At 62.6% G+C, this 13,604-nt stretch carries 9 protein-coding genes; 8 read left to right on the top strand and 1 reads right to left on the bottom strand.

What is annotated here, in order from left to right; all coding sequences use genetic code 11:
* The first annotated feature begins 302 nt into the window (after positions 1–302).
* The 5 genes from ABNP46_RS20025 to ABNP46_RS20005 all read left to right on the top strand — a co-directional run bounded on the left by ABNP46_RS20025 (position 303) and on the right by ABNP46_RS20005 (position 7,928).
* Positions 303–1,829, top strand: a complete 1,527-nt coding sequence (locus ABNP46_RS20025) for a Re/Si-specific NAD(P)(+) transhydrogenase subunit alpha (RefSeq protein WP_349920168.1) — start codon at positions 303–305, stop codon at positions 1,827–1,829.
* A gap of 11 nt (positions 1,830–1,840) precedes the next feature.
* Positions 1,841–3,325 carry a Re/Si-specific NAD(P)(+) transhydrogenase subunit beta gene (gene pntB, locus ABNP46_RS20020; RefSeq protein WP_349920165.1) on the top strand — a complete coding sequence of 495 codons (1,485 nt, stop codon included), beginning with the start codon at positions 1,841–1,843 and terminating at the stop codon, positions 3,323–3,325.
* A gap of 350 nt (positions 3,326–3,675) precedes the next feature.
* The gene (locus ABNP46_RS20015; RefSeq protein ID WP_349920164.1) at positions 3,676–4,968 is read left to right on the top strand and encodes a serine dehydratase subunit alpha family protein; all 1,293 of its coding nucleotides are present in this window, start codon (positions 3,676–3,678) and stop codon (positions 4,966–4,968) included.
* A 155-nt stretch (positions 4,969–5,123) separates the two neighbouring features.
* Complete coding sequence (locus tag ABNP46_RS20010; RefSeq protein ID WP_349920163.1) at positions 5,124–6,524, top strand: L-cystine transporter; 1,401 nt, start codon at positions 5,124–5,126, stop codon at positions 6,522–6,524.
* Positions 6,525–6,599: 75 nt separating this feature from the next.
* Positions 6,600–7,928 carry a CoA-disulfide reductase gene (locus ABNP46_RS20005; protein WP_349920161.1) on the top strand — a complete coding sequence of 443 codons (1,329 nt, stop codon included), beginning with the start codon at positions 6,600–6,602 and terminating at the stop codon, positions 7,926–7,928.
* A 116-nt stretch (positions 7,929–8,044) separates the two neighbouring features.
* Here the strand turns inward: ABNP46_RS20005 and ABNP46_RS20000 are convergent, their stop codons facing one another.
* Positions 8,045–8,800, bottom strand: coding sequence for an outer membrane protein assembly factor BamD (locus tag ABNP46_RS20000; protein WP_349920160.1), 756 nt, complete (start codon positions 8,798–8,800; stop codon positions 8,045–8,047).
* 116 nt (positions 8,801–8,916) lie between these two features.
* On the opposite strand from ABNP46_RS20000, the gene rluD reads away from it, so the two are divergent.
* From rluD to clpB, 3 genes are all read left to right on the top strand, one after another.
* Positions 8,917–9,897 (top strand): 23S rRNA pseudouridine(1911/1915/1917) synthase RluD, encoded by a 981-nt coding sequence (rluD, locus tag ABNP46_RS19995; protein WP_349920158.1) that lies wholly within the window; start codon positions 8,917–8,919, stop codon positions 9,895–9,897.
* 120 nt (positions 9,898–10,017) lie between these two features.
* Positions 10,018–10,755, top strand: coding sequence for a peptidoglycan editing factor PgeF (pgeF, locus tag ABNP46_RS19990; RefSeq protein WP_349920157.1), 738 nt, complete (start codon positions 10,018–10,020; stop codon positions 10,753–10,755).
* Positions 10,756–10,951: 196 nt separating this feature from the next.
* A complete protein-coding gene (clpB, locus tag ABNP46_RS19985) occupies positions 10,952–13,528 on the top strand; it encodes an ATP-dependent chaperone ClpB (RefSeq protein WP_349920155.1) in 2,577 nt (858 codons plus the stop codon).
* Positions 13,529–13,604 lie beyond the last annotated feature (76 nt).

Here is a 13,604-nt window from a genome sequence, read left to right as displayed (position 1 = left end):
CACTTTTTTTGGTGCTTTTTGCTGGTATAAGTCGCTAATTTAGTTTGTTTTTTTTAATCATGGGTCGGGTTGGGCTGAATTCTGTACCGACGCCGTCCGGGCTGCGGTTGTAATAAAACTCCAAAATTTGATACTAATCACCTTCGCGCCTGAAAAGCGGGGGCCTGACCATGACAGGAGGTTGAGGTAAAGCCTGCTGATTTTCATAACAAAGGGCCCGTGACCTGTACTTTGGTCATGCCTTGTCTGCTCAGACATGAGAGACTGGGCAATGATTGTTTATTAACCATCAGGGAATAGTCATGCAGATTGGAATACCGAGAGAGAGTCTCGCCGGTGAGACCCGGGTCGCAGCGACCCCGGCCACCGTCGAGCAGCTGAAAAAGCTCGGCTTCGAGGTTGCCATCGAGGCCGGTGCCGGCCAGCTGGCCAGCTTCGATGATGCCGCCTTCGAGGCTGCCGGTGCCAGCGTGGTGCCGAGCGTCTGGCAAGCCGACCTCATCTTCAAGGTCAATGCGCCGACCGACGCCGAGATCGCAGAAATTAAGGATGGCGCCACCCTGGTGAGCTTCATCTGGCCCGCCCAGAACCCCGAGCTGGTCGAGAAGCTGTCCGCGCGCAACATCAATGTGATGGCGATGGACATGGTGCCGCGGATCTCCCGTGCCCAGTCCCTGGATGCCCTCTCCTCCATGGCCAACATCGGTGGCTATCGCGCCGTGGTCGAAGCCGCCCATCAGTTTGGTCGCTTCTTCACCGGTCAGATCACCGCCGCTGGCAAGGTTCCCCCTGCCAAGGTACTGGTGATCGGTGCCGGCGTGGCCGGTCTGGCCGCCATCGGGACCGCCGGTTCCCTCGGCGCCATCGTGCGTGCCTTCGACACCCGTCTGGAAGTGGCAGAGCAGATCGAGTCCATGGGTGGCGAGTTCCTCAAGCTGGACTTCGGCGGCGAAGATGGCGCCTCCAGCGACGGTTACGCCAAGGTCATGTCCGATGAGTTCATCAAGGCCGAGATGGAGCTGTTCGCCCAGCAGGCCAAGGAAGTGGACATCATCATCACCACCGCCCTGATCCCGGGCCGCCCTGCTCCCAAGCTCATCACCAAAGAGATGGTGGACAGCATGAAGCCGGGTTCGGTGATCGTGGATCTCGCGGCCGCCACCGGCGGCAACTGCGAATACACGGTGCCGACCGAGCTGTTCGTCACCCCGAACGGCGTCAAGGTGATCGGTTACACCGACCTGCCGGGTCGTCTGCCTGCCCAATCCTCCCAGCTCTACGGGACCAACCTGGTCAACCTGATGAAGCTGATGTGCAAGGAGAAGGACGGCAACGTTGCCATCGACTTCGAGGACGTGGTCCAGCGCAACATGACGGTGATCCAGGCCGGTGAAGTGACCTTCCCGCCCCCCGCGATCTCCGTCTCCGCCGCTCCCCAGAAGCCGGCCGCCAAGGCTGCGCCGAAGAAGGTTGAAGAGAAGAAACCCTCCAACAAGAAGTTCGTGTTCGGTGCCCTCGGCATCGCCGCCTTCGGTTGGGTGGCTGCGGTGGCCCCTGCCGCCTTCCTCTCCCACTTCACCGTCTTCATCCTGGCTTGCGTGGTCGGTTACTACGTGGTGTGGAACGTCTCCCACTCCCTGCACACGCCGCTGATGTCGGTCACCAATGCCATCTCCGGCATCATCGTGGTCGGTGCTCTGCTGCAGATAGGGCAAGGGTCGACCCTGGTCACCGTGTTGGCCTTTATCGCCGTGCTGATTGCCAGTATCAACATCTTCGGTGGCTTCACCGTTACTCAGCGCATGCTGAAGATGTTCCGTAAGGATTAAGGGGGTTTAACGTGTCTCAAGGACTGGTAACAGCATCCTATATCGTTGCCGCCGTGCTCTTCATCCTCAGTCTCGCGGGACTGTCGAAGCAAGAGACGGCCAAGCATGGCAACCTGTTCGGTATCGCGGGGATGGCCATCGCCCTGCTCGCCACCGTCTTCAACCCGGAAACCAGTGGCGTGCACTGGATCATCCTGGCCATGGTCATCGGCGGCGCCATCGGCGTGCGGCTGGCACTCAAGGTCGAGATGACCGAGATGCCCGAGCTGGTGGCCGTGCTGCACAGCTTCGTGGGCATGGCGGCGGTGCTGGTGGGCTTCAACAGCTTCATCGACCTGCACCCGTCCGCCCCTGCCGAGGTGGTGGTCTCCGTCGGTTCCAACCTGGATGCCACCCTGGCGGCAGCCCGGGCGGCGTTCGAGCAGGCGGCCAGTGTCGCCCAGGTCGAGCACCTGTCTGGCGCCATGCTGAACATCCACCTGGTGGAAGTCTTCCTCGGCGTCTTCATCGGTGCCGTGACCTTTACCGGTTCCATCGTTGCGTTTGGCAAGCTGCGTGGCCTCATCTCCTCCAAGCCGCTGCAACTGCCCCATCGCCACAAGCTGAACCTGCTGGCCGTGGTCGTGTCGCTGGCGCTGATGATCCACTTCGTGAACGCCGGTGGCTCCACCTTCGCCCTGTTGCTGATGACCCTGATCGCCTTCGCGTTCGGTTGGCACCTGGTCGCCTCCATCGGTGGCGCCGACATGCCGGTCGTGGTCTCCATGCTGAACTCCTACTCCGGCTGGGCGGCGGCGGCGGCGGGCTTCATGCTCTCCAACGACCTGCTGATCGTGACCGGTGCCCTGGTGGGATCCTCCGGTGCCATCCTCTCTTACATCATGTGCAAGGCGATGAACCGCTCCTTCATCTCTGTCATCGCCGGTGGCTTCGGCTCCGACGGCGTGGCCTCCACCGCCGACCAGGAACTGGGCGAATACCGCGAGACCAATGCTGAAGACGTGGCCGAGATGCTGAAAAGCGCCAGCTCCGTCATCATCACCCCGGGCTACGGCATGGCGGTGGCACAGGCTCAGTATCCGGTGGCCGAGATCACCCAGAAGCTGCGTGATCGTGGCGTCAAGGTACGCTTCGGCATCCACCCGGTGGCCGGTCGTCTGCCGGGTCACATGAACGTGCTGCTGGCGGAAGCCAAGGTCCCGTACGATATCGTGCTGGAAATGGACGAGATCAACGAGGACTTCAGCGATACCGACGTGGTGCTGGTGATCGGTGCGAACGACACCGTCAACCCGGCCGCCATGGAAGATCCGGGCAGCCCCATTGCCGGCATGCCGGTGCTGGAAGTGTGGAAGGCGCAGAACGTCATCGGCTTCAAGCGCTCCATGAACACTGGCTACGCCGGTGTCCAGAACCCGCTGTTCTTCAAGGAAAATACCCAGATGCTGTTTGGCGATGCCAAGGCCAGCGTCGAGGCGATCCTCAAGGCGCTGTAAGCGTCAGCGGAATGGAAAAAGGAGGCTTCGGCCTCCTTTTTTATTGCCCGGCATTGGGCGTTCGGCCCGAGCACAGACGGTTGGGCCGGGGGCCGGGGGAAGTTTTGCATCGGCGACGAGCAGGTTCGTTTGGACTCCAAATGGAGATCCGGATCGCAATCCGGTGACGTTCCTCCTGCTGGAAGGCATAATGGCGGCAAAAGGCGAACGGCTTCAATTTTATTTGATTCTGACGTCATTAAAATCAAATAAAGTTACAGGAACGGGCGGGCCCGCAGCGGCCCTCCTTCCACCAGATCCATCCGCCGGGCCAGCAATGTCACGCGGCACAGTGAATACGAGAACCACAGATGAAAGCACAATGGACCGATTTCATAACCCTGCTCAAGCGTGAAGTGGTGCCGGCCCTTGGCTGCACCGAACCCATGTCGGTGGCGCTGGCGGCGGCCAACTGCCGCAGGCTGCTGGGACAGGATCCCGCCCGCATCAGCGTCTGGGTGAGCGGCAACCTGTTCAAGAACGGCATGGGGGTGGGCGTGCCCGGCACCGGCATGATCGGTCTGCCGGTGGCCGCCGCCGTCGGTATCACAGGAGGCAACCCGGATGCGGGCCTCGAGGTGCTCAAAACCCTGACGCCAGCCCAGGTGGAGGCGGCCAAGACGCTGCTCCCCCTCATTCAGGTGGATGTGAAGGATGTGCCGGATGTGCTCTACGCCGAGGTGCTGGCCGAGGCCGATGGCCACAGCGCCCGGGTGGTGATCTGCACCGATCACACCCGCATCGTGCTGATGGAGAAGGATGGCGAGGTGCTGATGGAGCAGGACAGCGCCCCCGGGGTGCAGATCCAGCCCGCCAAATCCGACAAACCCACCATGACCCTGAAGGAGATCGTGGAGTTTGCGCTGGAAGCGCCACTGGCGGAGATCGACTTCATTCGCGAGGCGGCCAGCATGAACCAGGCGCTGGCGGATGAGGGGTTGCAGGGCTATGGCCTGCGCATCGGCAAGATCCTGACCGATCAGGTGGAGCGCAAGCTGCTCTCCGACGACCTGATGACGCTGGCCATGCGCCTCTCCTCTGCCGCTTCCGATGCGCGCATGGATGGCGCCATGCTGCCCGCCATGTCCAACTCCGGCTCCGGCAATCAGGGCATCGCCGCCACCATGCCGGTGGTCGCCGCCGCCCGCTTCCTCAACGCGAGCGACGAGCAGCTGGCCCGGGCCCTGGTGATGAGCCACCTGGTGGCCATTTATATCAAGGCCTATCAGAACAAGCTGTCGGCCTTGTGCGCCGCCAGTACCGCCGCCATGGGTTCGGGTGCCGCCATCACCTGGCTGCTGGGCGGCCAGTTCGAACAGATCAGCCACTGCATCAACAACATGATTGGCGACGTTTCCGGTATTATCTGCGACGGAGCGGGCAGCGCCTGCTCCATGAAGGTCTCCACTTCCACCTCGGCGGCGGTCAAATCCTCCCTGATGGCCATCAACAACCTGAGAGTGCCCCAGAGCGAGGGGATCGTCTCCGATGACGTGGACCAGACCATCGCCAACCTGGGCCGGCTCTCCAAGCAGGGGATGCTGGATACCGATATCGAGATCATCAACATCATGCGGGCCAAGCAACAAGGCAAGGCGAGCTGATGAAGAGGGTGGCGCAGGCCACCCTCTGTCTTTGACTGGCGCCACCCCGGCCATACCGGGGGGTGTGCCGCCACGATGCGGCCAGTTTCAGGGCGGATGCACATGAGGTGCTCGTCCATTCATCCCGGGCCAGGCCCGGTCATTTGGGGAATATCATGACACTTAGCGTTATCGGTAATCTGGCCATCCTGGTCATGTTGCTGCTGTTTCTCTATCGCCTGCAGCAAACCCACGTCAGCTTCACCCGCCGGGTCTTCGCGGGTCTGGGCCTCGGCATCCTGTTCGGCGGCGCACTGCAGCTGCTGTATGGTGTCGGCGCCGATGTACTGGTGAAGACCGTCGACTATCTGGATATCGTCGGCAGCGGCTATGTGAAGCTGCTGCAGATGATCATCATCCCCCTCATCATGGTCTCCATCATCGGCGCCATCCTGAAACTCTCCGGCGGCAGTGCACTCGGCAAGATCAGCGGCCTGACCATAGGGGTGCTGATCTTCACCACCATGATTGCGGCCGGTGCGGGTATTCTGATGTCCAACCTGTTCGGCCTGACGGCCGAGGGGCTCACCGCCGGCGCCGCCGAGACCGCCCGCGGGGCCGCCTTGCAGACCAGCCTCGGCAGCGTCGAACACATGTCGTTTGCCAAGATGGTGCTGGAGTTCATTCCGGCCAATCCCTTCCTCGACATGACGGGGGTGCGCAAGACGTCCACCATCGCCGTGGTGATCTTCTCCATCTTCATCGGCCTGTCGGCCACCGGCATCGCCCGCAAGCAGCCGGAGATCTTCGCCAGCTTCGAGCGCTTCATGCAGGTGGCCCACGCCATCGTCATGCGAATGGTGACCCTGGTGCTGCGCCTCACTCCCTACGGCGTGTTGGCGCTGATGGCCAAGGTGGTGTCCGGCTCCAACTATGCGGACATCCTCAACCTGCTGAACTTCGTGCTGGCCTCCTACGGCGCCATCGCCATCATGTTCGCCGTGCACCTGCTGCTGGTGAGCCTGGTGGGGATCAATCCGGCCCGCTTCCTGAAGAAGATCATGCCGGTGCTGGCCTTCGCCTTTACCTCCCGCACCAGCGCGGGCTCCATCCCCATGAACGTGCAGACCCAGACCAAGGCGCTCGGCATCCCGGAGGGGATCGCCAACTTCGCCGCCTCCTTCGGCGCCACCATAGGCCAAAACGGTTGCGCCGGTATCTACCCGGCCATGCTGGCGGTGATGATAGCCCCGACCGTGGGGGTCAATCCTCTGGATCCCGGCTTCATCATGACCCTGATCGCCATCATCACCGTCAGCTCATTCGGGGTGGCCGGGGTCGGGGGCGGCGCCACCTTCGCGGCGCTGATCGTGCTCTCCGCCCTGGACTTCCCGGTGGCCCTGGCGGGTCTGCTCATCTCCATCGAACCCCTCATCGACATGGGCCGCACCGCCCTCAACGTCTCCGGCTCCATCACGGCGGGCACCATCACCAGCAAGCTGATGGGACAGACCGACATGACGGTGTTCAATAACGATGCCGAGATAAGCCTGGATGGGGAAGAATCCAGGGTCTGAGCTGGCCCACGTTCTTAATCATCGAACTATGAAACGGGGAGGCGATGCCTCCCCTGTCGTTACAGGAGTCAAGCAATGCGTATTGTCATCATAGGGGGCGAAGCCGCCGGCATGAGTGCGGCCGCCAAGGCTCGCCGGCTGGCCAAGGATGCGGAGATCCTGGTCTATGAGGCGTCCGAAGTGATCTCCTTCGGTGCCTGTGGTCTGCCCTATTTCGTCGGCGACGACTTCCAGGATCCCGGCTTCATGGCCGAGCTCAGCGTCGAGCAGTTCGCCGCCAAGGGGATCGAGGTCAAGACCGGTCACCGGGTGCTGAGCCTGGATGCGGCGGCCCAGACCCTGGTGGTGGAACACGACGGTGACACCTTCACCGATCGCTACGATCGGCTGATGATCGCCACCGGCGCCCGTGAGGTGATGCCTCCCATTCCCGGCCTGCAGCAGGAGGGCGTATTCGGCCTGCGCCGCATGGCGGACGGCCTGGCCCTCAAGGCTGCGGTGCAGAACAAGGCCAACAAGAAGGCGGTCGTCATCGGCTCCGGTTTTATCGGGCTGGAGGTGGTGGAGGCGCTGGTCCATCAGGGCAAGGAGGTGCGCCTCATCGAGTTGGCCGAGCGGGTCATCCCGGATGCGTTCGATAGCGAGATCACCCAGCACATCGAGACCGAGCTGCGGGAGCAGGGCGTCTCCCTGCATCTGGGCGAGCGGGTCGAAGCCTTGCTGGGGGAAGGGCAGGTGAGCGGTGTGCGCACCAATCAGGGCGTGTACGAGGCCGATATCGTGGTGGTCTGCACCGGGGTCAGGCCCAACACCGAGTTTCTGGTCGAGACCGGCATCAAGCGGCTGGCCAACGGCGCCATCGAGGTCGACCGTCAGGGCCGCAGCTCCTTGCCGAACGTCTGGTCGGCGGGGGATTGCGCCAGCGTCTGGCACGGCGTCAAGCAGCAGCAGGTCTATGTACCGCTTGCCACCATCGCCAACAAGCTGGGTCGCATGGTGGGGGAGAACCTGGCGGGGGCCGAACAGGTGTTCCCGGGGACCTTGGGCTCGGCGGCCCTCAAGGTGCTGGGGCTGGAGGCGGGTCGCACCGGGCTCTCTGAGAAAGAGGCCCAGCAGATGGGCATCGACTATCGTACCGTGGTCATCAAGGACAAGTGCCACACCAACTACTGCCCAGGCCAGTCCGACATCCATATCAAGCTGGTGTATGAGGCAGGCAGCAAGCGCATGCTGGGGGGACAGATCCTGGGCCGCAAGGGAGCCGTGCACCGTATCGACGCCCTGGCGGTCGCCATCACCATGGGGGTGACGACGGAGCAGCTCGGCATGCTGGACTTCGCCTACGCCCCGCCCTTCTCCCGTACCTGGGATGCCCTCAACGTGGCGGGCAACGTGGCCAAGTAAGAGGTGACGCGATTCGTCGGCCCCATCTCTCCCCATGCTGGGGCCGATATGGATAAAAACGCCCATAAAAAAACCGGAGCCCAGGCTCCGGTTTTTTTATGGCAGAACGATGCGCGTCAGCCGCGGCCGAGGCGATTGTCCGGGTAGTTCTTGGCCAGCACTTCGCGGGCGTGGCGTGCCAGGGTCGGCATCTTCAGGGTGTCGTAGGATTCGACCATGATCTCCAGCGCCTTCTCGGTTTCGACCGTGTCGGGGTAGGTCTCGACGATCAACTTGGCACGGTTGGCGGCGGCGATCAGGGCATCACGCTTGACGTAGTACTCTGCCACGCTGAGATCGTAGCGGGCGAGACGGGTCTTCAGACCAATCATGCGGGCACGGGCATCGGCGGCATACTGGCTGGTCGGGTAATTCTGCAGCAGAGTCTTGAAGTCCTGGAACGCCTGACGAGCGTAGGCCGGATCCTTGTCATCCCGGTTGATGCCGAGGAAATCCTGGAAGAAGTTGTAATCCGCCGCCATGTTGGTCAGCCCGCGCATGTAGAACACGTAGTCGATGTTCTTGTGGGCAGGGTTCAGACGGATGAAGCGGTCGATATTGGCGATGGCCTGAGCGGTATCGTCCTGCTTGTAGTAGGCGTAGATGAGATCGAGCTGGACCTGGTTGGAGTAGGCACCGAACGGGTAGCGAGAGTCGAGGGCTTCCAGCAGTTCGATGGCGTTCAGGTAGTTACCAGTGTCCAGTTTGAGGCGGGCTTGCTGGTACAGAACTTCCGGCGGCTCGTCGGGAACCTTGGGTTTGGTGCTGGAACAACCAGTGATCAGGGTAGCGATCAAGGCGAGTGACATCAGCAGGTGAGACTTCTTTCCCATCAACAACATCCGGTCCATTTCCACGAAATTGGCAAAGTATCCGTTATGCTTGGCTAAAAGAAAAGCTAGAATACCCGGATTATTTCGAATTGATACCCCCGCTCAAGAGACCATACATGAGCCAGCATATTGAACTGACAGGCGAATTTCAGGATCACCAATTCGGGCAGCGACTCGACCAGGCCCTGGCTGAATTGTTTCCAGACTACTCCAGAACCCGCATCAAGGAGTGGATTTTACAGGACAGAGTGACCCTGGATGGTCAGGTTGCCAATACCCCGCGCGAGAAGATCCTGGCCGGGCAACAGGTACATGTAGATGTCGAACTGGAAGACGATACCCGCTGGGATGCCCAGCACATCGAACTCAACATCGTCTACGAAGATGAACACATTCTGGTGATCGACAAGCCTGCCGGCCTGGTGGTTCACCCGGGTGCGGGCACGCCGGATGGCACCATTCTCAACGCCCTGCTGCACCGCTACCCCGGCATTGCCGAGGTGCCCCGCGCCGGTATCGTGCACCGTCTGGATAAAGACACCACTGGGTTGATGGTGGTCGCCAAGACCATTCCGGCCCAGACCCATCTGGTGGAAGCCCTGCAGGCACGCCAGATCACCCGTGAGTACGAGGCCGTTGCCATCGGTCACATGACCGCAGGTGGCACCGTCGATGCCCCCATCGGCCGTCACCCGACCCAGCGTACCCACATGGCCGTGGTGCCCAATGGCCGTCCCTCCGTGACCCACTTCCGGGTGCACGAGAAGTTCCGCGGCCATACCCGCCTGCGGCTGCGCCTCGAGACCGGACGTACCCACCAGATCCGGGTACACATGGCTCACATCAAGCACCCGCTGGTAGGGGATCCCGCCTACGGTGGCCGTCTGCGTCTGCTGCGCAATGCGACCCCGGAGCTGACCCTGGCCCTGCGCAACTTCAACCGTCAGGCACTGCACGCCACCATGTTGAAGCTGGCTCACCCCATCACCGGCGAAGTCATGGAGTGGCACTCCTCCACGCCGCAGGACATGCTGGATCTGATGGAGGTGTTGCGGGCAGACACCCTGGCCAACCCGGATGATCTGGTCTGGAACTGATGCAGCCTGTCTGCGTCGGATCTTGCCGTTATTCGGCATTCGGCCTGAACGATGAATCGAGCGGGGCTCCCTTGGCGGGGCCCCGTTTTCATATGAGGTGAATCAATGAAGGAATCGCGGATGAACTGGATAGTCCCCCACTGGCCGGCGGCTGCCAACGTCAGAGCCCTGTCGACCACCCGGGATGGGGGCATCAGCGAGGGCGTCTTTCAGGGATTGAACCTGGGGGCCCACGTGGGGGATGACCCCGGGCGGGTCGAGGCGAGCCGCGCCCTGCTGCAACAGGCTGCCGGGATCCCGGGTCGGCTCAACTGGCTCAATCAGGTGCACGGCGTTGCCGTCCATCCCGTCAGCAACGACTACGACGCCGCGCCGGATGCCGATGCAGCCTGCGCCAGAGACGCTGGCCTTGCCTGCATCGTCATGACCGCCGACTGCCTGCCGGTGCTGTTCTGCGACAAGGCCGGCACCCGGGTGGCAGCCGCCCACGCCGGCTGGCGTGGCCTTCATGCCGGCGTGCTGGAAGCCAGCATCGCCGCAATGGGCTGCGAGCCGAACGACATTCTCGCCTGGCTCGGCCCCGCCATCGGCCCCACGGCGTTCGAGGTGGGGGGAGAGGTGCGCGATGCCTTTATGGCCGAGCAGGCTGAGGCGGTCGCGGCCTTCGTGCCGTCGGCCAACGAGGGCAAGTGGCTGGCGGATATCTATCAGCTGGCGAGGCTGCGCCTGGCCCGTGCCGGGGTGACCGCCGTCTATGGTGGCGAACACTGCACCTTCGGTGAGGAGGGGCGCTTCTTCTCCTATCGCCGTGACGGCCAGACCGGTCGCATGGCCTCCATCATCTGGTTGGCGGAATAATTCGAGAAGTGCTCGGAGACCCGCGATAGCCTTTCCCGGCGCCGCCCTGTGATGCAGGGCGGCGCTCTTTTGGCACCGCTATTGAGGGAAAAATAAACAGTCACCCCTTGAAATTCCATTCCAAGACCTCATCTTCCCTGTCAGAAAGTTCTGTTGTTGCCGCCCCGGCGGCGTCTGTCTGAAGAGGGGGAGTGCAATGCGCCTCGATCGCCTGACCAGCAAATTCCAAGTCGCAATTTCCGACGCCCAGTCATTGGCACTGGGTCGTGATCATCAATTCATCGAACCCGTCCATCTGATGACCGCCCTGGTCAATCAGGATGGCGGCTCCATTCGTCCGCTGCTGACCCTGACCGGGTTGGACATCAATGCCCTGCGCTCGCGCCTGGGGGAGGAGCTCGATCGCCTGCCTCGCGTGAGCGGGGTCGAGGGGGACGTGCAGCTCTCCAACGGCCTCGGTCGCCTGCTCAACGTCTGTGACAAGCTGGCCCAGCAACGCAAGGATCAGTTCATCTCATCCGAACTGTTCGTGCTGGCCGCCCTGAACGAGAAGGGCACCCTGGGTGAGCTGCTGCGTGCCCAGGGGCTGACCAAGGAGAAACTCGAGGCCGCCATCGACAAGGTGCGCGGTGGCAAGAAGGTGGATGACGCCAACGCCGAGGAGAACCGCCAGGCGCTGGAGAAGTACACCATCGATCTCACCGAGCGGGCCGAACTCGGCAAACTCGACCCCGTCATCGGTCGTGATGACGAGATCCGCCGCACCATCCAGGTGCTGCAGCGCCGCACCAAGAACAACCCCGTGCTGATCGGGGCCCCGGGCGTGGGCAAGACCGCCATCGTCGAGGGGTTGGCCCAACGCATCGTCAACGGCGAGGTGCCGGAAGGACTCAAGAACAAGCGGGTGCTCTCCCTGGATATGGGGGCCCTGGTGGCCGGCGCCAAGTATCGCGGCGAGTTCGAGGAGCGCCTCAAGGCTGTGCTCAATGATCTCGCCAAGGAGGAGGGCAGCGTCATCCTGTTCGTGGACGAGCTGCACACCATGGTGGGCGCCGGCAAGGGCGAGGGGGCCATGGACGCGGGCAACATGCTCAAACCGGCCCTGGCGCGCGGTGAGCTGCACTGCGTCGGTGCCACCACGCTCGATGAGTACAGACAGTACGTGGAGAAAGATGCCGCCCTGGAGCGCCGCTTCCAGAAGGTGCTGGTGGAAGAGCCCTCGGTGGAGGACACCATCGCCATCCTGCGCGGCCTTAAAGAACGCTACGAGCTGCACCATCACGTGCAGATCACAGATCCCGCTATTGTTGCGGCGGCCCAGCTCTCCCACCGCTACATCGCGGATCGCCAGCTGCCGGACAAAGCCATCGACCTCATCGACGAGGCGGCGGCCAGCATCCGGCTGCAGATAGACTCCAAGCCGGAGTCCCTGGACCGGCTCGAGCGGCGCATCATTCAGTTGAAACTGGAGCAGCAGGCGCTGTTGAAAGAAGACGACGATGCCAGCCGCAAGCGTCTGGACTTGCTCAATCAGGAGCTGTCTGAAAAAGAGCGGGAATACAACGAGCTGGAAGAGGTGTGGAAGGCCGAGAAGGCCGCCCTCGCCGGCACCCAGCACATCAAGGCTGCGCTGGAGCAGGCCCGTCAGGATCTGGATGTGGCGCGCCGCGCAGGCGACTTGGCCCGCATGTCCGAGCTGCAATATGGCCGCATCCCCGAGCTCGAGAAACAGCTCGACCTCGCCACCCAGGCCGAGATGCAGGAGACCAGCCTGCTGCGCAACCGCGTCACCGATGTGGAGATTGCCGATGTGCTGGCCCGCTGGACCGGCATCCCGGTGGCGCGGATGCTGGAAGGGGAGCGTGACAAGCTGCTGAGGATGGAGGATCAGCTGCACAGCCGGGTGATCGGCCAGGAGGAGGCGGTGGACGCCGTCTCCAACGCGATTCGCCGCTCCCGGGCGGGCTTGTCGGACCCGAACCGTCCCATTGGCTCCTTCCTGTTCCTCGGCCCCACCGGGGTGGGCAAGACCGAGCTGTGCAAGGCGTTGGCGGAGTTCCTGTTCGATACCCAGGACGCCATGGTGCGCATCGACATGTCCGAATTCATGGAGAAGCACAGCGTGGCCCGCCTGGTGGGTGCGCCTCCGGGATACGTGGGGTATGAGGAGGGCGGTTATCTGACCGAGGCGGTGCGCCGTCGCCCCTACTCGGTGATCCTGCTGGACGAGGTGGAGAAGGCCCACCCGGATGTGTTCAACATCCTGTTGCAGGTGCTGGACGACGGTCGTCTGACCGACGGTCAGGGCCGCACCGTGGACTTCCGCAATACGGTCGTCATCATGACCTCCAACCTCGGCTCGGATCTGATCCAGGAGCACTATGCCGAGAAGGATTACGAGGAGATGAAGGGCCTGCTGATGGAGCTGCTGACCCGCAGCTTCCGGCCTGAGTTCATCAACCGGATCGACGAGACCGTGGTGTTCCACCCCCTCGGCGAGGATCACATCAAGTCCATCGCCCGCATCCAGCTCAAGAGCCTGATGGGCCGCCTGGAGTCCCAGGGCTACGAGGTGGAGGTGAGCGAGGAGCTGCTGACCAAGCTGGTGCATGCCGGTTTCGATCCCGTCTACGGGGCGCGCCCCCTCAAGCGGGCGATCCAGCAGAAGGTGGAGAACCCGCTGGCCCAGGCCCTGCTCAGCGGCCGGGTCATCCCCGGCAAGAAGCTGCTGCTGGGAGCCGACAGCAATGGTCTCACCATGAGTCAGCCATAAAAGGTGTCACTAATGAAAAACGCAGGCCTGGTGCCTGCGTTTTTTTATGGGCGACACCCGGTGACCAGGGCGCTTC

Source organism: Aeromonas veronii (assembly GCF_040215105.1).
GTDB lineage: Bacteria > Pseudomonadota > Gammaproteobacteria > Enterobacterales > Aeromonadaceae > Aeromonas > Aeromonas veronii_G.
Note: the sequence above shows the minus strand (reverse complement) of the source record. Positions and strands in the feature narration are given on the sequence as shown.

What these genes read in the sequence shown, in the direction of transcription:
- ABNP46_RS20025 (WP_349920168.1), top strand. Translation starts at nt 303, where the DNA reads ATGCAGATTGGAATACCGAGAGAGAGTCTCGCCGGTGAGACCCGGGTC.
- ABNP46_RS20015 (WP_349920164.1), top strand. Translation starts at nt 3,676, where the DNA reads ATGAAAGCACAATGGACCGATTTCATAACCCTGCTCAAGCGTGAAGTG.
- ABNP46_RS20010 (WP_349920163.1), top strand. Translation starts at nt 5,124, where the DNA reads ATGACACTTAGCGTTATCGGTAATCTGGCCATCCTGGTCATGTTGCTG.
- ABNP46_RS20005 (WP_349920161.1), top strand. Translation starts at nt 6,600, where the DNA reads ATGCGTATTGTCATCATAGGGGGCGAAGCCGCCGGCATGAGTGCGGCC.
- ABNP46_RS20000 (WP_349920160.1), bottom strand. Translation starts at nt 8,800, where the DNA reads ATGGGAAAGAAGTCTCACCTGCTGATGTCACTCGCCTTGATCGCTACC.
- rluD (WP_349920158.1), top strand. Translation starts at nt 8,917, where the DNA reads ATGAGCCAGCATATTGAACTGACAGGCGAATTTCAGGATCACCAATTC.
- pgeF (WP_349920157.1), top strand. Translation starts at nt 10,018, where the DNA reads ATGAACTGGATAGTCCCCCACTGGCCGGCGGCTGCCAACGTCAGAGCC.
- clpB (WP_349920155.1), top strand. Translation starts at nt 10,952, where the DNA reads ATGCGCCTCGATCGCCTGACCAGCAAATTCCAAGTCGCAATTTCCGAC.